The sequence below is a fragment of the Streptomyces sp. NRRL S-340 genome, from assembly GCF_000720185.1.
GTDB lineage: Bacteria > Actinomycetota > Actinomycetes > Streptomycetales > Streptomycetaceae > Streptomyces.
In genome coordinates this window covers 1-19,470 of the sequence record NZ_JOIY01000043.1, presented here as the reverse complement: position 1 = coordinate 19,470, position 19,470 = coordinate 1, and the positions used below count along the sequence as shown (strand labels likewise).

The window sequence follows — 19,470 nt, the reverse complement described above, 5'->3', positions numbered from 1 at the left end:
AAAGGCCATCCGTGTCCCCGACGCCCGCCCGCATCACCGCGGTCGACACCTACGACATCCGTTTCCCCACCTCGCGAGAGCTCGACGGCTCCGACGCGATGAACCCCGACCCCGACTACTCGGCCGCCTACCTCGTGCTGCGCACCGACGCCGAGGGCGGCCCGGAGGGACACGGCTTCACCTTCACCATCGGGCGGGGCAACGACGTCCAGGTCGCCGCGATCCACGCGCTGCGCCACCACGTCGTCGGGCGGTCCGTCGACGAGGTGTGCGCCGATCCCGGCTCCCTCTTCCGGGACCTGATCGGTGACAGCCAACTGCGGTGGCTGGGCCCGGAGAAGGGCGTGATGCACATGGCGATCGGCGCCGTCGCCAACGCCGTGTGGGACCTCGCCGCCAAACGGGCCGGCCTGCCCCTGTGGCGGCTGCTCTCCGAGGCCGACCCCGAGTGGCTGGTGCGGCAGATCGACTTCCGCTACATCACCGACGCCCTCACCCCGGGCGAGGCGCTGGAGATCCTGCGCCGCGGCAGGCAGGGCGCGCCCGAGCGCACCGCCCGCCTCCTGGAGCGGGGCTACCCCGGCTACACCACGTCCGCCGGCTGGCTCGGCTACGACGACGAGAAGCTGACCCGGCTCGCCGCCCGGGCGGTCGCCGACGGGTTCACCCAGATCAAACTGAAGGTCGGCGCGGACCTCGACGACGACGTACGCCGCTGCCGGGTCGCCCGCGCCGTCGTGGGACCGGACATCCGCATCGCCATCGACGCCAACCAGCGCTGGGACAGGGCCGAGGCGATCCGCTGGACCAAGGCGCTCGCCGAGTTCGACCCGTACTGGATCGAGGAGCCCACCAGCCCCGACGACGTCCTCGCCCACGCGGCCATCCGCGAGGCGGTGGCCCCGGTGAAGGTCGCCACCGGCGAACACGTGCACAACCGCGTCGTCTTCAAGCAGATGCTCCAGGCCGGCGCCCTCGACGTGCTCCAGATCGACGCGGCCCGCGTCGGCGGCGTCAACGAGAACCTCGCCATCCTGCTCCTGGCCGCCAAGTACGACGTCCCCGTCTGCCCGCACGCGGGCGGCGTCGGCCTGTGCGAACTGGTGCAGCACCTGTCGATGTTCGACTACGTCGCGGTCTCCGGCACCACCGAGGACCGCGTCATCGAGTACGTCGACCACCTGCACGACCACTTCCTGGACCCGGTGGTGATCCGCGACGGCCACTACACGGCCCCCGCCGCCCCCGGTTTCTCGGCCGCCCTGCGACCGGGGTCCATCGAGCGCTACACCTTCCCCGGCGGCACCTTCTGGGCCGCCGACCTGGCACAGCGGGCCGGGCAGGACGAGCAGGGCGGGAACGACAGGCGGACCGGGCAGGACGGACCAGGCGGGCAGGACCGGCAGAGGCGTCACGAGCGGCAGAAGGGACACGCGGCATGAACGACTTCGACGGACTGAGGGCACTGGTGACCGGCGGTGCCTCCGGCATCGGCCGGGCCACCGCGGACCTCCTCGCCGAGCGGGGCGCCCGGGTCGCCGTGCTGGACCTGGACCCGTCGGCCGTGGACGAGCCGCTGCACGCCTTCCGCGCCGACGTGAGCGACGACGCGTCGGTGCGCACGGCGGTCGCCTCGGCGGCCGGCACCCTCGGCGGCGTGGACATCCTCGTCAACAACGCGGGCATCGGCGCCCAGGGCACCGTCGAGGACAACGACGACGACGAATGGCGCCGCGTCTTCGACGTCAACGTCCTCGGCATGGTCCGTACCGCCCGCGCCGCCCTGCCGCACCTGCGCGCCTCCGAGCGTGCCGCGATCGTCAACACCTGCTCGATCGCGGCCACCGCCGGCCTCCCGCAGCGCGCGCTCTACAGCGCCACCAAGGGCGCCGTGTACTCCCTGACCCTCGCCATGGCCGCCGACCACGTCCGCGAGGGCATCCGCGTCAACTGCGTCAACCCGGGCACCGTCGACACCCCCTGGGTCGGACGGCTGCTGGAGGCGGCCCCCGACCCGGCGGCCGAACGCGCCGCCCTGAGCGCCCGCCAGCCCACCGGCCGCCTGGTGACCGCGGCCGAGGTGGCCGCCGCCATCGCCTACCTGGCCGGCCCGCACTCCGGCGCCACCACCGGCACGGCCCTCGCCGTCGACGGCGGCATGCAGGGCCTGCGGCTGCGCCCGGTGGGACGGTGACCGCCCTCGGCCGCAGCGGCGTCGAGGCCGGCCCCCTCGGCTTCGGCGCCGCCGCCCTCGGCAACCTGTACACCGAGGTCACCGAGGAACAGGCCCACGAGGCGGTGACCGCCGCCTGGGAGGCGGGGATCCGCTACTTCGACACCGCCCCGCACTACGGGCTCGGCCTGTCCGAACGCCGCCTCGGCGCCGCCCTGCGCGCCCGGCCCCGGGCGTCGTACACCCTCTCCACCAAAGTGGGCCGCCGTCTCGAACCCGCCGCCACGGACGACGGCACAGGCGACGGCACCGGCGACGACCTTGCCGCCGGTTTCGCGGTGCCCGCCACCCACCGCCGCGTCTGGGACTTCAGCGCCGACGGCGTCCGCCGCAGCCTGGAGGCGAGTCTGGACCGCCTCGGCCTCGACCGCGTCGACGTCGTCTACCTGCACGACCCCGACGACCACGCCGAGCAGGCCTTCCGCGAGGGCTACCCGGCGCTGGAGAAGCTCCGCTCCGAGGGCGTGGTCGGGGCGATCGGCGCGGGCATGAACCAGTCCGCCATGCTCACCCGCTTCGTCCGCGACACCGACGTCGACGTGGTGCTGTGCGCGGGGCGCCACACCCTCCTCGACCACAGCGCCCTCGCCGACCTGCTGCCCGCAGCCCTGGAGCGCGGGGTCTCGGTCGTCGTCGGCGGCGCGTTCAACTCCGGCCTGCTGGCCGACCCGGGACCCGACGCGACGTACGACTACGCGCGGGCCCCGCGACCGATGCTCGACCGCGCCCTGCGCATCAAGGCGACCGCCGCAGCCCACGGCATCACCCTGCGCGCCGCCGCCCTCTCCTACTGCGCCGCGCACCCCGCCGTCGCCAGTGTCCTGGTGGGGGCCCGCTCGGCCGCCGAAGTCCGCGACTGCGCCGAGCAGTTCGCCGTCCCCGTCCCCGCCGCGTTCTGGCAGGAGCTGCGCGAGGCGGGCCTGCTGCCCCGCGAGGAGCCGTCATGAGAGTCGCCCTGCACACCAAGGTCCGCGCCGACCGCGTCGCCGCCTACGAGGCCGCCCACCGCGAGGTCCCGCCGGAACTCACCACGGCCATCCGCGCCGCCGGGGCCACCTCGTGGACGATCTGGCGCAGCGGCACCGATCTCTTCCACCTCCTGGAGTGCGAGGACTACACCCGGCTGCTGGCCGGACTGGAGAAGCTGCCGGTCAACGTGGCCTGGCAGGCCCGGATGGCCGAACTGCTCGACGTCGTGCACGACTACTCGCGCGACGGCGCCGGCGCGGGCCTGCCCGTCGTCTGGGAGCTGCCGTGACCGTCGACGCCCACCACCACGTGTGGGACCTGTCGGTCCGTGACCAGGACTGGATCACCGGGCCCGGACTGCGCCCGCTGCGGCGCGACTTCACGGTAGGCGACCTGGAACCCCAGGCCCGGGCGGCCGGGGTCGACCGCACGGTCCTCGTCCAGACCGTCACCGTGCCCGAGGAGACCCCCGAGTTCCTGGCCCTCGCCGAGGCGCATCCGCTGATCTGGGGCGTGGTCGGCTGGACGGACCTCACCCGCCCGGACGTCGCCGACGAACTGGCCCGCCTGCGCGCCCTGCCCGGCGGCCGCCACCTCAAGGGCGTGCGCCACCAGGTCCAGTCCGAACCCGACCCGCGCTGGCTGCTGCGCCCGGACGTCGCCCGCGGCCTGGCCGCCGTGGCGGAGGCGGGCCTCGTGTACGACCTGGTCGTCGTCCCGCACCAGCTGCCCGCCTGCGCCGAGGCGGCGGCCCGCCACCCCGGGCTGACCTTCGTCCTCGACCACCTGGGCAAGCCGCCCATCGCCTCGGGCGGCACGCAGCCCTGGGCGGACGCCGTCCGGGCGCTGGCAGCCCTGCCGAACACCGTCTGCAAGCTGTCGGGCATGGTGACGGAGGCGGACCCCGCCCGCCGGACCCCCGCCGACCTGCGCCCCTACGCGGACACCGTGCTGGACGCCTTCGGCCCGGACCGGCTGATGTTCGGCTCGGACTGGCCGGTGTGCACCCTGGCGGCGTCCTACTCCGAGGTGCTCGCCACCGCCCGCGACCTGACGGCCGGGCTCGCCGAGAGCGAACGCGGGGCGGTCTTCGAGGGGACGGCCACCCGTGTCTACGGGCCGGCCCGGTCCGGCTGACCGGGCCGCCGAACGGCCGGCGCGATCTCGCGGCCGAACCGCCCGCCCAGCGCGGCGACCCCCACCGGGAGGCCGGTGGCGGCCCGGGGTCCGGGTTCGCCCCGGCCGGCTCGAAGGACCGTACGGCGGGAGTTCCTGTGGCTCTCATGTCACCGACCGTAGCGGGAGGGTCTGACGAGGGGCCGCCGTCAGGTGCGCCCCGCCGTCCCCGCCAGCCGGGTCGGCGCCAGGAACTCCCGCACGTAGGTACGGTCCCAGCAGGCCCCGGTGGCGCGCAGCTCCCGCCAGGTCGTGTAGCGGTAGCGGAACAGACGGGCGCGGACGTAGCGCGGCGGCCGGCCGGGCGGGAAGGGCGAGCGGCGCAGCAGCCGCAGCGTGTCGCGGTCGTTCTCCAGGAGCCGCTCCACCAGCGCGCCGAACCACGGCCCCGCGTACGCCGGGGAGAGCGCGGCGAACCACATCAGCCAGTCCAGGCGCAGGTGGTACGGCGCGAACTGGCGCGGCCAGTGCCGTACGTCCCCGGGCTTGCCCTTGAACTCGTACTCCCGCCAGTCGGAGTCCTCGCGCGGCACCTCGTCCAGCGTGCCCTCGACGACCACCTCGTAGCGGACCCGGCTGACGCTGCCGAAGGCCCCGTAGGTGTTGACCAGGTGCAGCGGGTCGAAGGAGCGGTTCATGACCTGGCGGCGGGAGACCATGTTCGCCACCGGGCGGTGGCTGAGGAACGCCAGCAGCGCGGCGACGGCCAGGACCACCACCTCGTACCACAGCGGTGTCGCGGGCACCGGGGAGGGCGTGGCGCCCGGCCACCGGACGGCGGACAGGGCCAGCACGACGGTGATCCAGTTCAGCCACGCGAAGTTGCCCGACAGCACCAGCCACAACTGGGTGAGGATCATCAGCGAGGCGGCGGCCGTGGCGAGCGGCTGCGGTGTGAACAGCAGGAACGGCACGGCCAGTTGCGTGACGTGGTTCGCGGCCGTCTCCACCTTGTGCAGCGGGGCGGGCAGATGGTGGAAGAACCAGCTCAGCGGACCAGGCATCGGCTGGGTCTCGTGGTGGTAGTCCAGGCAGGTCAGTCTCCGCCAGCACTCGTCGCCGCGCATCTTGATCAGTCCCGCGCCGAACTCCACCCGGAAGAGGATCCAGCGCAGCAGGAACAGCACCACGACCGGCGGGGCCACCTCGCCGTTGCCCAGGAACGCCGCGAGGAACCCGGTCTCCAGCAGCAGGGACTCCCAGCCGAAGCCGTACCAGGTCTGCCCGACGTTCACGATCGACAGGTACAGCGCCCACGGCACCAGCCACAGCAGCACGCAGCCCCACAGCGGCAGCCACCCGTCCAGCCCCGCCAGCAGGGCCGCCGACACCGCGCAGCCGCCCCAGGCGACCGCCGCGAAGAGCCCGTCCGAGTAGCGCAGGTGGAACAGGCTCGGCGCCCGCCGGAACGGCACCCGTGCCACGAAGCGGGGGATCGGCAGCATGCCCCGCTCGCCCAGCAGCGCCCGGAACTGCAGGGCCGCCGTCAGGAACGACACGAGGTAGACCGCGGCCAGCGCCCGCTGGAACACCAGGCGGGTCAGCCAGTAGTCCGGTGCGGTGAACCATCCCACGGCCGTGCACGCTCCTCTCCCGACGGAATCCCCTCGTCCCCGGGTTCCCCGGGTCCCCACTCGAAGAATCCGGCAAATCCTGGCAAGGTGGCCCCATGGCTGAACGGGGAGCGCACGCCCTGTCACTCCCGGACGACTGGCCCGCGCACCCGGACCCGATCCTGGCACTCAACCGCATGGGCAGCTTCGACTGGGACCTGGACACCGGTCTGCTCAGCATGGACGCGCAGACCCACAAGATCTTCGACCTCGCCCCGGAGGAGTACGACGGCCGCCCCGAGACCCTGGCCCCGCGCGTCCCCGGCGGCGAGGGGCGCCGCCTGGAGGCCATGGTGGCCCGCGCCCTGAAGGACGGCAGCGAGAACTACGGCACCTACATGCGCCTGCGCCGCCGCGACGGCACCCTGCGCTGGATCCACACCCAGGGCTACATCCGCCGGGACGGCACCGGGCGCCCGCACCGGATCATCGGCATCATCCGGGACGCCACCGAGGAACTCGACGACGTCGCCGGCCGCCAGGAGCGGGTCGCCCGGGCCGCGGCCCGCCGCGAGCAGACCAACGTCGTGCAGGCCACCACCGCCGCCCTCGCCCACGCCCACTCCGTCCAGGACGTCATCGAGGTCGTCAAGGACAGCCACGGCCTCGCCCTGCTGGGCGCCACCAGCCTGGTCCTCGGCCTCGTCGAAGCCGGCCGCATCCGGCTCGTCGCCGAGGGACCCGAGGGCAGCTCCGTCCCCGGCACCCTCGTCACCCGGATCGACGAGCCCTACCCGATGAGCGAGGCGGTCCGCACCCTCAGCCCACGCTTCATCGAGTCCCCGGAGGACTTCGCCGAGCGCTACCCCGTCCTGTGGCCGCACATCACCGGGCTGCGCATCACCTCGGCCGCCTACCTGCCGCTCGTCGCCCAGGGCCGCCCGATCGGCGGCATGGGCCTGCTCTACAGCGGCCGGCACGGCTTCACCCAGGAAGAACGCAACCTCCTCGTCGCCCTCGGCAGCAGCATCGCGCAGAGCCTGCAGCGCGCCATGCTCTACGAACAGGAGAAGGACCTCGCCCAGAGCCTCCAGCAGGCCATGCTGCCCCGCACCATCCCCAGCGTCCCCGGCGCCGACGTCGCCGTGCGCTACCGCTCCGGGTACGCGGGCGGCTCCCTGGGCCGGGACATCGGCGGCGACTGGTACGACCTGATCCCGCTGCCCGGCGGCCGGGTCGGCGCGGTCATCGGCGACGTCCAGGGCCACGACACGCACGCCGCCGCCGTCATGGGCCAGCTGCGCATCGTCCTGCGCGCCTACGCCGCCGAGGGCCACACCCCGGCCACCGTGATGGCCCGCGCCTCCATCTTCCTGCACGAACTGGACACCGACCGCTTCGCGACCTGTCTGTACGCGGAGGCCGACCTGTCCACCGGTGTCGTCCAGGTCGTCCGCGCCGGCCACATCGACCCCCTGGTGCGGCACGTCGACGGCACCTGCCGCCGGGTCGACGTAGACGGCGGACTGCCGCTCGGCCTGTCCGCGGAGTTCGGCAGCCTGGAGTACCCGGTCTGCGCCATGGAACTCGACCCCGGCCAGTCCCTGGTGCTGTGCACCGACGGCCTCGTCGAACAGCCCGGCGCCGACCTCGACGACGGCATGCGCGCCCTGGCGGAGTCCATCGCCGCGGGACCCGAGGACGTACGCGACCTGGCCGACCGGCTGATCGCGATGGCGGAGGAGCGCGGCGGCGACGACGACGTGGCCCTGCTGGTGCTGCGCCGCCGCGCGCTCACCGAACGCCGGCCGCTCGGCCGCTTCCAGCAGCACGTCGCCCCCGGCGACCCCGAGGCGCTCACCGGGGCCCGGCACATGATCCGCGACACCGTGCGCTCCTGGGGCGCGTGGGAACGCTCCGACGAGATCGAACTCGTGGCCGACGAACTCATCACCAACGCCCTGATGCACACCGAGGGCGCCGCCGTGGTCACCCTGCGCGTGCTCAGCGGCACCGACCGGCGGCTCAGGGTCGAGGTCGAGGACTCCTCCAGCGCCCTGCCGCGCCGCCGCGAACCGGGGGAGCAGGGCGTCTCCGGGCGCGGCCTGCTGCTCGTCGACCGGCTCGCCGACGTGTGGGGCGTGGAGGCGCGCGGCGGCGGCAAGTGCCTGTGGAGCGAGTTCGTGATAGGCGACTCGGAGTGAGCCTGCCGGGGCCGGGACGGTCCGGTCCGGGCCGGGACGGTCCGCGCCGTGTGGCGGTGTCAGTGGCCGGTGGCACGCTGGAACCATGCCGGAACTGCCCGAGGTGGAAGCGCTCAAGGACTTCCTGACCGAGAACCTGGTCGGTCACGAGGTGGTCCGGGTGCTGCCCGTCGCCATCAGCGTCCTGAAGACCTACGACCCGCCCGTCACCGCCCTGGAGGGTCACGAGATCACCGCCGTCGGCCGGTACGGCAAGTTCCTCGACCTGGCCACCGGCGGCGGCCCGCACCTCGTCACCCACCTGGCCCGCGCGGGCTGGCTCCAGTGGAAGGACCGCCTGCCCGACGGGGTGCCGCGCCCCGGCAAGGGCCCCCTCGCCCTGCGCGTCGCCCTGGAGACCGGGGCGGGCTTCGACCTCACCGAGGCCGGCACCCAGAAGCGGCTCGCGGTGTACGTCGTGCACGACCCGCGTCAGGTGCCGGGCATCGCCCGGCTCGGCCCCGATCCGCTGGCCGACGGCTTCGACGAGGAGGCCTTCGCACGGCTGCTCGCGGGGGAGCGGCGGCAGCTCAAGGGCGCCCTGCGCGACCAGAGCCTGATCGCGGGCGTGGGCAACGCCTACAGCGACGAGATCCTGCACGCGGCGAAGATGTCCCCGTTCAAGCTGGCCGCCTCGCTGACCCCCGAGGAGACCCGGACGCTGTACGAGGCGCTGCGCACCACCCTGACCGAGGCGGTCGAGCGCTCCAGAGGCGTCGCAGCGGGCCGGCTCAAGGCCGAGAAGAAGAGCGGTCTGCGGGTGCACGGCCGCACGGGGGAGCCCTGCCCGGTGTGCGGCGACACCATCCGCGAGGTCTCCTTCAGCGACTCCTCGCTGCAGTACTGCCCGACCTGCCAGACGGGCGGCAAGCCGCTGGCGGACCGCAGGCTCTCCCGGCTGCTCAAATGACGCGGGCGGCGCGGCGGGAGCGCGGTCAGAAGAGGTGGATGGCGAGGTGCCCCAGCGGCAGGCCGAGCTGCCAGGCGGGCGTCCACACCTTCGGCCCCTCGTCCTCGCCCACCGCCGCGGCGCCGTCCGGCACCGCGTCCAGGTCGGGCGCGAGCAGTTCGGTCTCCTCCAGCCATCGCCACGCCGCCTCGGCCAGCGCCAGGTCGGGGGAGTGCACGCCACGGGCGTGCGCGTCGGCCGCGAGGCAGTCCATCCGCTCGCGCACCCAGTCCTGCCACGGCTGGTCGTACGCCGTCAGCGACAGCCAGGTCTCCAGTTGCGAGATCACCCGGATGCCGGACAGCTCGCCGTCGGTGTCGGACAGGAAGACGGTCAGCGCCAGCGCGTCCCGCCCGGCGCGGAACTCCACCGACGAGGGCGGCATCAGATCACCGGTGCGCAGCAGCTCGTCGGCGATGTACTCGGCGTACAACCAGGCCATCGGGACGACCAGTTCACCGCCGCCGTCCCCGTCGTCCCCGTCCGTGCTCTCTTGACCTCTGTGCAGCATCCCTTCCTGCCTTCCTCCGGTGGGTGCGCGTGGCCCGGCCCCGGATCCTGGGACACGGCCCCAGCGGAACACGGATGAGAACACCCGATTACTCAACCGTGGTCCACGGCAAGGCGCTTTACGGAGGCTTGACCCGGGGATCCGTTTCACCGCAGGTCGGCCGCGTACCCCGGGAGCACCCTGCGCAGCGCGCGCAACGCGTAATACGCGCGGGACTTCACGGTACCGGGAGGAATGCCCAGGATGTCGGCGGCCTCCGCCACGCTGGCCCCCTGGAAGTACACCAGCACCAGGACTTCACGGTGGTGCGGAGTGAGTGTCTTCACAGCGCGCCGCACATCGAGCGCGGCGGTGGAGCGTTCGGCGTGGTCGGCGCAGACCCGCGCGTTCTCCAGGACCGCGTCGCCCACCTCGGGCGGCCGGGCCTGCCGGGCCCGGCGCGCGTCGATGGCCAGGCGCCGGGCGACGGTCAGCAGCCAGGGCCGTACCGAGTCGAAGGCGTCGGCACGCAGCGCCTCCGGGTGCTGCCAGGCACGGACGAGCGTCTCCTGGAGCAGGTCCTCGGCGCGCTGCCGGTCGCCGTCGCACAGCCGCAGCAGCAGCGCGAACAGCGGGCGGGCGTGCTCGCGCTGCAGCGCGGCGAGTTCGTGCTCGGCGGTCGTCGCGGGCGGGAGGGTGGTTCCGGCCGTCATGGCCGTATCGCATCGCAGCGGGCCGGGCGACGACAGGGCGCGCGCACCACTGTGCGGCGGACGGTCGATCGCGTCGGCGAACGGTGCGACGAACGGTCCGTCAGTCACCGCCGTCCGTCCGGTGCGCACCGGACGGACCAATCGGCCCACCGCCGCCGTTTGCGACGCGGGCCTATTTCGTACCCATCTGACTATCGCCTGTCCGACTGTCACTTGTCCGCCGATACGACCGCACTCCCCTCCGCCTTCTGAACGCCAGTGAGACAGGGCGCGGGTGCGACCGCAACGAGGTGAACCGACCGATGTTCTCACGCCGACACCAGGTGGCCCTGGCCGTCACGGCCCTGCTCACCCGGCGGCCTCCTGTCAGGCCGACCACCGCGAGCAGCGGCACGCTCCGACCGCGCACCCGGGGCCCGCGGCCCAGGGATCCCGGCAGACCGCCGGGTTCACCCTGCTCGCCTCCGGCGGCATCCTGCCCGACGCCGCGGTCCTCGACCGCACCGACTTCGACGCGGGCGGCGGCGGCCACGACTTCCGGCCCATGCTGGCCGGCGTCGCCCCCGCCGTCCGGCGCGCCGACCTGGCGCTGTGCCACCTGGATGCCGTCCAGGGCGCCGACGGCGTGCCCACCGGCGCCTCACCCGGCACGTACCCGCCCGAACTGGCGCGCGACCTCGCCGCGACCGGCTACGACGGCTGCGCCACCGCCTCCGGACACACCCTCGACGACGGCGCCGACGGGGTCCGCCGCACCCTGGACGCCCTCGACCGCGCCGGTCTGCGGCACGCCGGATCGGCGCGCACCGAGGCCGAGGCCCGCGGCGCCCTGCTGCGCGCCGGCCCCGCGCTCGTCGCCCACCTGGCCTACAGCCAGGGAACCGGCCGGCCGCTGCCCGCCGGGCAGCCGTGGGCCCTGCGCCTGATCGACCCCGACCGGATCGTGGCCGACGCCCGGGCCGCCCGGCAGGCGGGCGCCGACGTCGTCGTCGTGTCCCTGCACTGGGGCGGGCGGTCCGCCGGCCCCGACCGGCAGCAGACGGACCTGGTGCGCCTGCTGACCGCCGCACGCAGCGGGAACCGCCCCGACGTCGACCTGATCCTCGGCACGGGCTCCCCCCTCCCGCAGCCCTACGAGAAGGTCGGCGGCACCTGGGTGGTCTACGGCACCGGCGACCAGATCAGCGACCCGGCGCCCGGCAGCACCCCGCGCGATCCGCGCACCGGCCAGAGCACCCTGGCCCGCTTCACCTTCGCCCCGCCCGCCCGGCCCGGCGGCCGCTGGGAGGTGACCCGGGCCGAGTTCGTCCCCGAGTGGTTCGACCCCGACGCGGGCCGGGTGGTCGACGTCGCCGACGCCATCGACCGGGGCGCCGGCCTGCAGGCCGTGCGCGATCGGATCCGCGACGCGGTGCTCGCCCGGGGGGCGGCCAAGGACGGGCTGGTCATGGGCCGGTGACGGCCGGGCACGCGGGTACGGACACCGGCCCGTGGGACCGACCCCTCCCGCGGCCGTGCCCGCCCGTCGGGGCCGTGCCCGGCCGGCGGGCTGCCCCCGTCCGTGGGGGCCGTGCGCGGCCGGCAGCTGCCCCGCCACCGGCCGCGCGCTCTCGCCGTCGTCCGGGACGCGCGCCGCCGGTCAGGCCCTCTCGTCGCGGCGCGGGGCCAGCGCCGACCGCTTGTACGAGTAGCCGAAATAGATCACACAGCCGATCAGGAACCACACCACGAACCGCACCCAGGTCTGCCACTGCAGGAACGTGATCAGCCAGACCGAGAAGACGATCCCGAGCGCCGGCACGAACGGCATCCACGGGGTGCGGAAGCCGCGCGGCAGGTCCGGCTGCTTGTAACGGAGCACGATGACCGCCGCGCACACCACCACGAACGCCAGCAGGATGCCGATGTTGGTCAGCTCCGCCGCCTCGGCGATCGGCAGGAACCCGGCGATCACCGCGGAGGCGCACCCGACGATCCACGTCACCCGGGTCGGCACGTGCCGGGTGGGGTGCGTCTTCGCGAACCAGCGCGGCAGCAGTCCGTCCCGCGACATCGAGAACCACACCCGGGTCACGCCCAGCATGAACGTGAACATCACCGTGAGGATGCCGATGATCGCGCCCACCGCGATCACGTCCGCCAGCCTGTTCAGGCCCACCGACTTGAACGCCGTCGCGAAGCCGCTCTCCTTGTCGATGTCCTTGTACTTCTGCATCCCGGTCAGCACCAGGCAGGCCGCCACGTACAGGACCATCGCGATGGCCAGCGAGTAGATGATCGCCTTCGGCATGTGCCGCTGGGCGTCCTTGGACTCCTCGGCCGCCGTCGACATGGCGTCGTACCCGAAGACCGCGAAGAACACGGTCGCCGCGCCGGTGAAGGCCCCGCCGACCCCGTACGGGAAGAACGGGTGGTAGTTCGCGCTGTGGATGTGGAACACACCCACAGCGATCACCACCAGCACCACGATGACCTTCAGCACCACCACGATCATCTCGAAACGGGCCGCGTTGCGGATGCCGAGGTTCAGCAGCCAGGCGATGAGCAGGCACAGCACCGCCGCGAACAGATCGACCCGGTGCCCGGACCCGGTGCCGGGCGCGCCCAGCATCCACGCGGGCAGGTGCGCGCCCATGTCCTCGACGAGGAAGCTGAAGTAGCCGGAGATGCCGATGGCGACCACCGCCACGATCGCCGTGTACTCCAGCAGCAGGTCCCAGCCGATGAACCAGCCCGCGAACTCGCCGAGGACCGCGTACCCGTACGTGTAGGCGGAGCCCGCCTTCGGGATCAGGCCGGCGAACTCCGCGTACGACAGCGCGGCGCACGCGCTGGCCACGCCCGCGATCAGGAAGGAGACGAGGACGGCCGGACCGGCCGTGCCGTTGGCCACCGTGCCGGCCAGCGTGAAGATGCCCGCGCCGATGATGCCGCCCACGCCGATCGCGGTGAGCTGCCACAAGCCGAGCGAGCGTTCGAGTTTCGGTCCCTCGCCGGCTTCCGTCTCCTCGATGTGTTCGATGGGTTTACGGCGGAGAATGCCCTCGCCCATACGGAGCCCGGCCATGCGCCTCACCTCTTCGCAGACGGCAAACGGCTGACGGCGGATCATGATGGCCCAGCGCCGCCGGGTACGGAAGACGCCACGCACGCCCCACCGGCCGCAGGGTCACGGCGGGCCCCGCTACGGGACCACCGTCACCGGCCACCTTCCCGCCTTCACCAGGCGCACCGCCACCGAGCCGATGATCCGGTGGCCGGCCTGCTCGGAGGCGCCGACGACCACCGCGTCCGCCTTCAGCTCGTCGGCGGCCGTCACCAGGCCGTTGTACGGATCGCCGCGGAAGGTGTGGAACTCCCAGCGGACCTCGAATATCCCCTTCAGCCGCTCGGCGGCCTCGCGGATCTGCTGGACCAGGTCCTCGGCGATCTCGTCGGTCGTCTCGGCCACCGGCGCGCCCATGGCCGCCCCCGCCGACATCACCGGCTGCACGTACACGACGGCCAGCCGCGCGCCCTGACGCCGGGCCAGACCGGCGGCGTAGGCGGCGGCCCGCATGGAGGAGTCGGAGCCGTCCACCCCGGTCACGATCACCTTCGGCCCGTCGGTGCCCCGCTCGAACCGGTGCGCCTGCTGCTCGTGCTCCTCGTGCTGTTCCGTCACGCTGAGTAGCTTATCGGAACGTCCTCCTCCGGGGCTCTTCCGGGGAGCCCCGGAAACCCGCCGCGCTCCTGCGGCGCAGGCCTCCGCCGTGGACACGTGCGGTCGGAAGACCGTCGGACGCCGCCGTCCCCCTGATGCGCCGCCGGCGGCCGGGGCGGCGCGGCGGCCGGGGACGGGCCACCGGACTCCGCCGATCGGGCCGGGCGGGACCACGGCGGCCCGCCGGCCGCCGCCAACTGGGCCGGGCGGGTGCTTTCGTGCCGCCGTACCGGTGCCGCAGGGACCGTCCGGTCACTGATGAGTCATGCAGAAGGATCAGTTGTTCACGCGGCGCCGGGCCATGCTCGCCGGGGCCGCCGCCCTCGGTGCGGCAGGCGCGGCCGGCACGGCCGGCCTGCTGCTCTCCGGCTCCTCCGGCACCCCGGCGGCAGCCCCCGCCCCCGCCGCGGGCCCCCAGGCGCGCAGCGCCCTCAAACCCTCCGCCTACCGGCTCCGCCCGCTGACCGGCGACGTCCCCCAGCGCGCCCGGCCCCTGCCGACCAAGGTGCGCACCGCCCCCATCCTGCGTTTCTCCGGCCGGGGCAACACCATGCTGCTCACCTTCGACGACGGCCCGAACCCCGACTACACCCCGCACGTCCTGGACACCCTGGCCAAGTACGACATCCGGGCGACGTTCATGGTGTGCGGCGAGATGGCCGACTGGAACCGGGACCTGCTGGCCCGGATGGCCGACGAGGGCCACGTCGTGGGCAACCACACCTGGACCCACCCGCTGCTCACCCAGCTCAGCCGCAGCGAGATCCGCGACGAGATCGAGAGCACCAGCGACGTCATCGAGAAGGCCTACGGCGAGCGGCCGCTGTGGTTCCGCGCCCCCTACGGCGCGTGGAACCGCAACGTCTTCCAGCTCAACGCCGAGATGGGCATGGAGCCGCTGGCCTGGACCGTGGACAGTCTCGACTGGACCACCCCCGGCACCAGCACCATCGTGCGCCGCGTCGAGCGCGGCGCCGCCCCCGGCGTCGTGGTGCTCTCCCACGACGCCGGGGGCGACCGGTCGCAGACCGTCCGCGCCCTGCGCAAGTACCTGCCCAGACTGCTCGACGAGGGCTACCGCTTCACCGTGCCGCGCCGCACGTACACCTGACGCGGAACGGGCCCGCCCGGCCGCGGACGCCGCCGCGCCGGGGCGGCCCGGGGCGTTCAGCGGACCTCGACCAGGCGGGCGAAGACGACGACGTTGCCCTGATATCCGGTCTGCTTGGTGTAATCGCCGCCGCAGGTGATGAGCCGCAGTTCCGGGGTGCCCTTCGAGCCGTACACGCGGTCGCCGGGGAAGTCGCTCTTCTCGAACACCTCGACGCCGTACACCTCGAAAACCGCCGTCTTTCCGTCCTCGCGGTGGATCTCTACGTGGTTCCCTTTCTTCAGGGCACCCAGTCCGTAGAAGACCGCCGGGCCCATCTTGTTGTCGACATGGCCCACGACGACGGCGGTTCCCTTTTCCCCGGGCGTGACGGCGCCGTTGAACCAGCCGGCCAGATTCGGGTCGTCCGGCGGGGGAGCGGCCACCCAGCCGTCGGAGTCCACCCCGACCGGGGTGATGGGCGCGTCGACCTGGATCAGCGGGATCCGGACCCGGTCGGGCACCGACTCGGGCAGCGACGGCCCGGCGGTCGGGTCCGTGGCCGGCGCGGCGCTGGGCGGACGGCTGACGTCCGGGGCCGCCGCCTTCGCGGGCTGCGGCGGACCGGCGTCGAACTCTCCGGAGCCGTTGCGGATGAGAGCGAGCCCGGCGAGCAGGACCAGCGCTATCACACCCCACGGGGCACGCTTCCGCCGCGGCTGCGGCTCCTCCTCTTCCACGATTCCGGACAGCCCGCTCGCAGACATTCGCCATCCCCTCTCGATGCGGCCGCCACCGCGTCGTTCGCGCACAGCAGCACGCTAAGTCCCGTGTACGGAACCGGCGACGGGGAGGACGCGAACGGGTGGCGGGCCGGATTTCCGTGCGCCATCCGAGTCGCGCCGTACGGGGGCTTTATGACAACCGGTGACCTGCGGCGATATCCAACTGGGTCAATTCACCGGGGGAATGGCTCACCAGGTCGGACGAGTGCCGAAATGCGCCCCTGAACTGGGCATCCGAGGGTTTTTCCCGGAGGTGCTTTCTCGCCGATCGACCGGGTACGGGCCCCCGGGGCGCCTTCCGCGGAGGAACACATGTCCATCACTCGCACCCCTCTGGCGGTCCTGGTGGCCGCCGTCGCCGCCGTAGGGCTGGCCGCCCCGGTGGCTGTAGCGAAGGGCGGCGATGCCCCGGGCGGCTGGGACGTCGCACCGGGCAGCGGCCAGGTCGGCGGCCCGGGGAACGGTCAGGTCGGTGGCCCGGGGAACGGTCAGGTCGGTGGTCCGGGGGGAGGGTTCGGCGGCGGGCAGATCGGTGGTCCGGGGGGAGGGTTCGGAGGCGGGCAGATCGGTGGTCCCGGCAATGGGCAGGGGGGTGGGTTCGGCGGAGTGGGAGGCGGTCCGGGCGGTGGCCCCGGTGGCGGTCCGGGCGGCGGTCCGGGAGGTGGCCCGGGCAACGGACCGGGGGGCGGTTTCGGCAACGGCCAGGCGGGCGGCGGGCCGGGCAACGGCCAGGTCGGTGGTTTCGGCCGGGGACCGGACGGCAACTTCGGACGGGGTCCGGACCGGGGGCCGCGGCACGGCCACGGAGGCGAGTTCGGACAAGGCCACGGCGGTGAGTTCGGCCATGGCCGTGGTGGTGAGTTCGGCCATGGCCACGGCGGTGAGTTCGGCCGCGGCGGCGGCCCGGGCAACGGTCAGGGCGGTGGGTTCGGCGGAGTGGGAGGCGGTCCGGGCGGTGGCCCCGGTGGCGGTCAGGGCGGCGGTCAGGGTGGTGGGCCGGGCGGTGGCGCCGACGGCATCCGCAACATCCAGGCCCTGCCCGGTGCGATCGCCCGCGGCGGTCAACTGGCGATCACGGTGCAGGGCTGCCGCACCGACGGGGCCGCAGTGTCGGGCGCCTTCGCGCGCACCCCGCTGCGCCCCTTCAACGGCGCCGGTGAGATCGCACGGGGCGTGGTGACGATCCGTCAGGACGTCCGGCCCGGCACCTACGAGATCACGGTCGAGTGCGCCGGCCGCACCCTGACCCGCCCCGGGGCGTTCACCGTGGTCGGCGGCGTCCGTGGCGGGCTCGGCGGCGCCACGAAGACCGGCGCCACCAAGGCGGACGTCGCCATCGGTGGCGGGCTGCTGGCCGCGGGCGCCATCGGCGGCGGCGTCTTCTGGACGCGCCGCCGTCCCCAGAGGCGCGGCTGACGCCCGGCGGGGCAGGTGCCGGGCTGACGCCTTGGTTCCAGGGGACGGCTGACGCCCGGCGGTGGAGCGCTGTGCCGGTGGCCCCTGTCGAGAAGTGTTCCGAGAGACGTGTGTCTGAGAGAGGGCTGAGGGAAGCCGAGGGAGGGCCCGGAGAGGGCCCAGAAGTACGGCTGACGCCGCGCGACTCCGTGCGGCACGGCCGTCGCCGGCGCTCCCGGCCCGGGGCCGCCGGTCCCGGCCTGCGCACGGGGCGGAGACCGGGACCGGCGGCCCCGGAGACGAGCCGCCCCCATCCGACGCCCTCCGTGTTCCTCTGCTTTCTGTCCCCTGTCCCCTGTCCCCTGTCCCTTGCCCCCTGTCGCCCTGCCTTCCGCCCTCTGACCCTTGGGCGTCCGTCCGCTTCCTCCCCCCGGCCCCGCCTTCCCCTTGTCCGTCTCGTGGACATGTCTTCGCCCCGGACCCGCGCGGGTCCGGGGCGAAGACATGTGCCGACGGCCGGCGGCGTCAGGCGACGCCTTCCTCGCCGGTGCGGCGACGCGACAGGTAGTACGCCGCGCCGACCGAGCCGGCGATGAGCGCCGTGCCCATGCCGACCTCCTTCAGGTCGAAGCCGGCGATGGTGCCGCCCTCGCCCGCGCGGACGCCGTGCTGGAAGTGCTCCGGCTTGCCCCCGCCCCGGCCGCCGCGGCCCTCCTCGTCGTCACCGCCGTCGTCGGAGCGGCCGCCGCCTCCGCCGCCGTACGAGCGGCTGTCACCACCGCCACCGCCGTACGAGCGGCTGTCGCCACCGCCGCCACCGTAGGAGTGGCCCTCACCGCTTCCCCCGCCGTAGGAGCTGTCGCCGCCGCTGGCGACGGCCGCGGGCGCGGAGAGGGTGAGGGCGCCGAGCCCCAGCAGTGCCGCCGAAACAACGCCTATCACGCGCATGGTGAATCCTCCGGTCCCCGAGGAGCAGCTGCGGACCTCTTCCGCGTGCGCCTGAAATGCACCTCGATGATCGAAACGCTAGGAAGATGTGCACCGGGGCGCGATCGTACCCGGGCGAACGGGGCAACCGTGTGGGCCGCACAGGGGACGGCGTTCCTGCGGCCGGGGGACCTGCGCGTGAGGACGTGTCAGGCCCCCGCGGCGCCGGGAGGGTGAGCGCCCGTCAGCGGGTGACGCCGGGGAACATGTCCAGGAAGGGTGCCGTCGACGACGCGACCCCCCGGCTGTAGGGGGCGTCGAAGTCCCAGATCAGGAAGAGGAGGAAGGCGATCAGCGCGGAGAACAGCCCGGCGAGGACCAGTTCTCTCGGGGTGCGCCGGATCTGCAGCACGAACACCATGCCGATGGTGATCACCGCCCCCGCGATCAGCCCGAACCACACCACGCCCGGCATCGTCGCCCCGGTGGAGTCCGAGCGTGCCGCGCGCGCCTGGTCGGCGGCGGTGACCTGGTCGACGAGCGGCTGGTAGGCCTGCGCCTCGAAGTCCGACTTGGGCTGGTAGTCCGAGACGTCGGCGCGGATCTTCTGCAGCAGTTCGTCGCCCCGCTCGGTGACCTGGCCGTGGTCCACCATGCTCTTCCACTCGGTGGTGACGACGTGTCCGACATAGGCGTTGACATCGGCCCGGATCCGGTCACGTACCTCTGGCGGGTAGACCCGGACCCGTTCGGAGATCTCGTGCAGGGCCTGGGCCTCCGCCTGGACGTGGTCCTGTGCGGCGACCCGGGCCTCCCAGACGCCCGCGATGGCCAGACCCAGCACGATGGCGTACACGACGCCGATCCACATCGTCATGTACTCGATGACGTCGGGCGTCTGACTGGGGTCGTCGTCCTCGGTCGCCGTGCGGTGGCGTACGAGGGTGATGACGACGACCACGGCGCAGGCGGCGAGCATCGCCAGGACGAGAACAAGCCATTCCGACAACGGGTGCCTCCAGGGGTCAGCGCGGACGGAGCGCGGCCACGGCGACCAGCGCGGGCACCGCGATGAGCAGGACGTAGGTGATCGGTGAGGGGGCGTGCCGGGGCGCGTGCCGGTGCGGCTGGGTGTGGTACCGCGGGTAGGTGACGGGAGTCACCGAGGGGCGGGGCGTCGGGGTCGGTTCCGGTGCCGGAGCGGGTGCAGGCGGCGGTGTACGGGGCGGAGGGGGCGCGGGCGG

General features: G+C 73.6%; 17 protein-coding genes and 2 pseudogenes. 10 read left to right on the top strand and 9 right to left on the bottom strand.

Going from position 1 to position 19,470, the window contains the following annotated elements:
- Window positions 1-11 precede the first annotated feature (11 nt).
- Genes IG64_RS29405 through IG64_RS29385 form a run of 5 tightly spaced genes read left to right on the top strand, consistent with a single transcriptional unit; the run spans window position 12 to window position 4,339 of the window.
- Entirely contained in the window at window positions 12-1,442 is a 1,431-nt protein-coding gene (locus IG64_RS29405; protein WP_234438649.1) for an L-fuconate dehydratase, read from the top strand.
- Window positions 1,439-2,194, top strand: a complete 756-nt coding sequence (locus IG64_RS29400) for an SDR family NAD(P)-dependent oxidoreductase (protein WP_037861670.1) — start codon at window positions 1,439-1,441, stop codon at window positions 2,192-2,194. Before IG64_RS29405 ends, IG64_RS29400 begins: the two co-directional genes overlap by 4 nt.
- Window positions 2,191-3,180: an aldo/keto reductase gene (locus IG64_RS29395; RefSeq protein ID WP_037861668.1), complete on the top strand. Its 990-nt coding sequence runs from the start codon at window positions 2,191-2,193 to the stop codon at window positions 3,178-3,180. The genes IG64_RS29400 and IG64_RS29395 overlap by 4 nt, the downstream gene beginning before the upstream one ends.
- Window positions 3,177-3,491 carry an L-rhamnose mutarotase gene (locus IG64_RS29390; protein WP_037861666.1) on the top strand — a complete coding sequence of 105 codons (315 nt, stop codon included), beginning with the start codon at window positions 3,177-3,179 and terminating at the stop codon, window positions 3,489-3,491. Before IG64_RS29395 ends, IG64_RS29390 begins: the two co-directional genes overlap by 4 nt.
- Window positions 3,488-4,339: an amidohydrolase family protein gene (locus tag IG64_RS29385; RefSeq protein ID WP_037861663.1), complete on the top strand. Its 852-nt coding sequence runs from the start codon at window positions 3,488-3,490 to the stop codon at window positions 4,337-4,339. Before IG64_RS29390 ends, IG64_RS29385 begins: the two co-directional genes overlap by 4 nt.
- A gap of 188 nt (window positions 4,340-4,527) precedes the next feature.
- Here IG64_RS29385 and IG64_RS29380 read toward each other — a convergent pair whose 3' ends face one another.
- Window positions 4,528-5,952, bottom strand: a complete 1,425-nt coding sequence (locus IG64_RS29380) for a lipase maturation factor family protein (protein WP_037861661.1) — start codon at window positions 5,950-5,952, stop codon at window positions 4,528-4,530.
- 95 nt (window positions 5,953-6,047) lie between these two features.
- Here IG64_RS29380 and IG64_RS29375 point away from each other — a divergent pair, with 95 nt between their 5' ends.
- Together IG64_RS29375 and IG64_RS29370 are read left to right on the top strand one after the other, a co-directional pair.
- The gene (locus IG64_RS29375) at window positions 6,048-8,135 is read left to right on the top strand and encodes a SpoIIE family protein phosphatase (protein WP_037861660.1); all 2,088 of its coding nucleotides are present in this window, start codon (window positions 6,048-6,050) and stop codon (window positions 8,133-8,135) included.
- 85 nt (window positions 8,136-8,220) lie between these two features.
- Window positions 8,221-9,084, top strand: a complete 864-nt coding sequence (locus IG64_RS29370) for an Fpg/Nei family DNA glycosylase (protein WP_037861659.1) — start codon at window positions 8,221-8,223, stop codon at window positions 9,082-9,084.
- Window positions 9,085-9,109: 25 nt separating this feature from the next.
- On the opposite strand, the gene IG64_RS29365 is transcribed toward IG64_RS29370, so the two are convergent.
- On the bottom strand, window positions 9,110-9,634 hold the full coding sequence (locus tag IG64_RS29365) for a hypothetical protein (protein ID WP_037861658.1): 525 nt from the start codon (window positions 9,632-9,634) through the stop codon (window positions 9,110-9,112).
- 146 nt (window positions 9,635-9,780) lie between these two features.
- Window positions 9,781-10,326 carry a sigma-70 family RNA polymerase sigma factor gene (locus IG64_RS29360; protein WP_037861712.1) on the bottom strand — a complete coding sequence of 182 codons (546 nt, stop codon included), beginning with the start codon at window positions 10,324-10,326 and terminating at the stop codon, window positions 9,781-9,783.
- A 302-nt stretch (window positions 10,327-10,628) separates the two neighbouring features.
- Between IG64_RS29360 and IG64_RS29355 the strand changes: the two are divergent.
- Window positions 10,629-11,785: pseudogene (locus IG64_RS29355) on the top strand (CapA family protein).
- Between the two features lie 180 nt (window positions 11,786-11,965).
- On the opposite strand, the gene IG64_RS29350 reads toward IG64_RS29355, so the two are convergent.
- Together IG64_RS29350 and IG64_RS29345 are read right to left on the bottom strand one after the other, a co-directional pair.
- The gene (locus tag IG64_RS29350) at window positions 11,966-13,393 is read right to left on the bottom strand and encodes an amino acid permease (protein ID WP_037861657.1); all 1,428 of its coding nucleotides are present in this window, start codon (window positions 13,391-13,393) and stop codon (window positions 11,966-11,968) included.
- Between the two features lie 117 nt (window positions 13,394-13,510).
- The gene (locus tag IG64_RS29345; RefSeq protein ID WP_037861656.1) at window positions 13,511-13,990 is read right to left on the bottom strand and encodes a universal stress protein; all 480 of its coding nucleotides are present in this window, start codon (window positions 13,988-13,990) and stop codon (window positions 13,511-13,513) included.
- Window positions 13,991-14,294: 304 nt separating this feature from the next.
- Between IG64_RS29345 and IG64_RS29340 the strand changes: the two genes are divergently transcribed.
- A complete protein-coding gene (locus tag IG64_RS29340; protein ID WP_037861653.1) occupies window positions 14,295-15,140 on the top strand; it encodes a polysaccharide deacetylase family protein in 846 nt (281 codons plus the stop codon).
- A 56-nt stretch (window positions 15,141-15,196) separates the two neighbouring features.
- On the opposite strand, the gene IG64_RS29335 is transcribed toward IG64_RS29340, so the two are convergent.
- Window positions 15,197-15,886 (bottom strand): class F sortase, encoded by a 690-nt coding sequence (locus tag IG64_RS29335; RefSeq protein ID WP_037861651.1) that lies wholly within the window; start codon window positions 15,884-15,886, stop codon window positions 15,197-15,199.
- A gap of 954 nt (window positions 15,887-16,840) precedes the next feature.
- Between IG64_RS29335 and IG64_RS43355 the strand changes: the two genes are divergently transcribed.
- A complete protein-coding gene (locus IG64_RS43355) occupies window positions 16,841-17,320 on the top strand; it encodes a hypothetical protein (RefSeq protein ID WP_078884290.1) in 480 nt (159 codons plus the stop codon).
- Window positions 17,321-17,824: 504 nt separating this feature from the next.
- On the opposite strand, the gene IG64_RS29320 is transcribed toward IG64_RS43355, so the two are convergent.
- The 3 genes and pseudogenes from IG64_RS29320 to IG64_RS42495 all read right to left on the bottom strand — a co-directional run.
- The gene (locus IG64_RS29320) at window positions 17,825-18,247 is read right to left on the bottom strand and encodes a hypothetical protein (protein WP_037861648.1); all 423 of its coding nucleotides are present in this window, start codon (window positions 18,245-18,247) and stop codon (window positions 17,825-17,827) included.
- A gap of 223 nt (window positions 18,248-18,470) precedes the next feature.
- Window positions 18,471-19,235 carry a DUF4239 domain-containing protein gene (locus IG64_RS29315; RefSeq protein ID WP_107474389.1) on the bottom strand — a complete coding sequence of 255 codons (765 nt, stop codon included), beginning with the start codon at window positions 19,233-19,235 and terminating at the stop codon, window positions 18,471-18,473.
- Between the two features lie 16 nt (window positions 19,236-19,251).
- Window positions 19,252-19,470, bottom strand: a pseudogene (locus tag IG64_RS42495) (hypothetical protein); the annotation flags it as partial.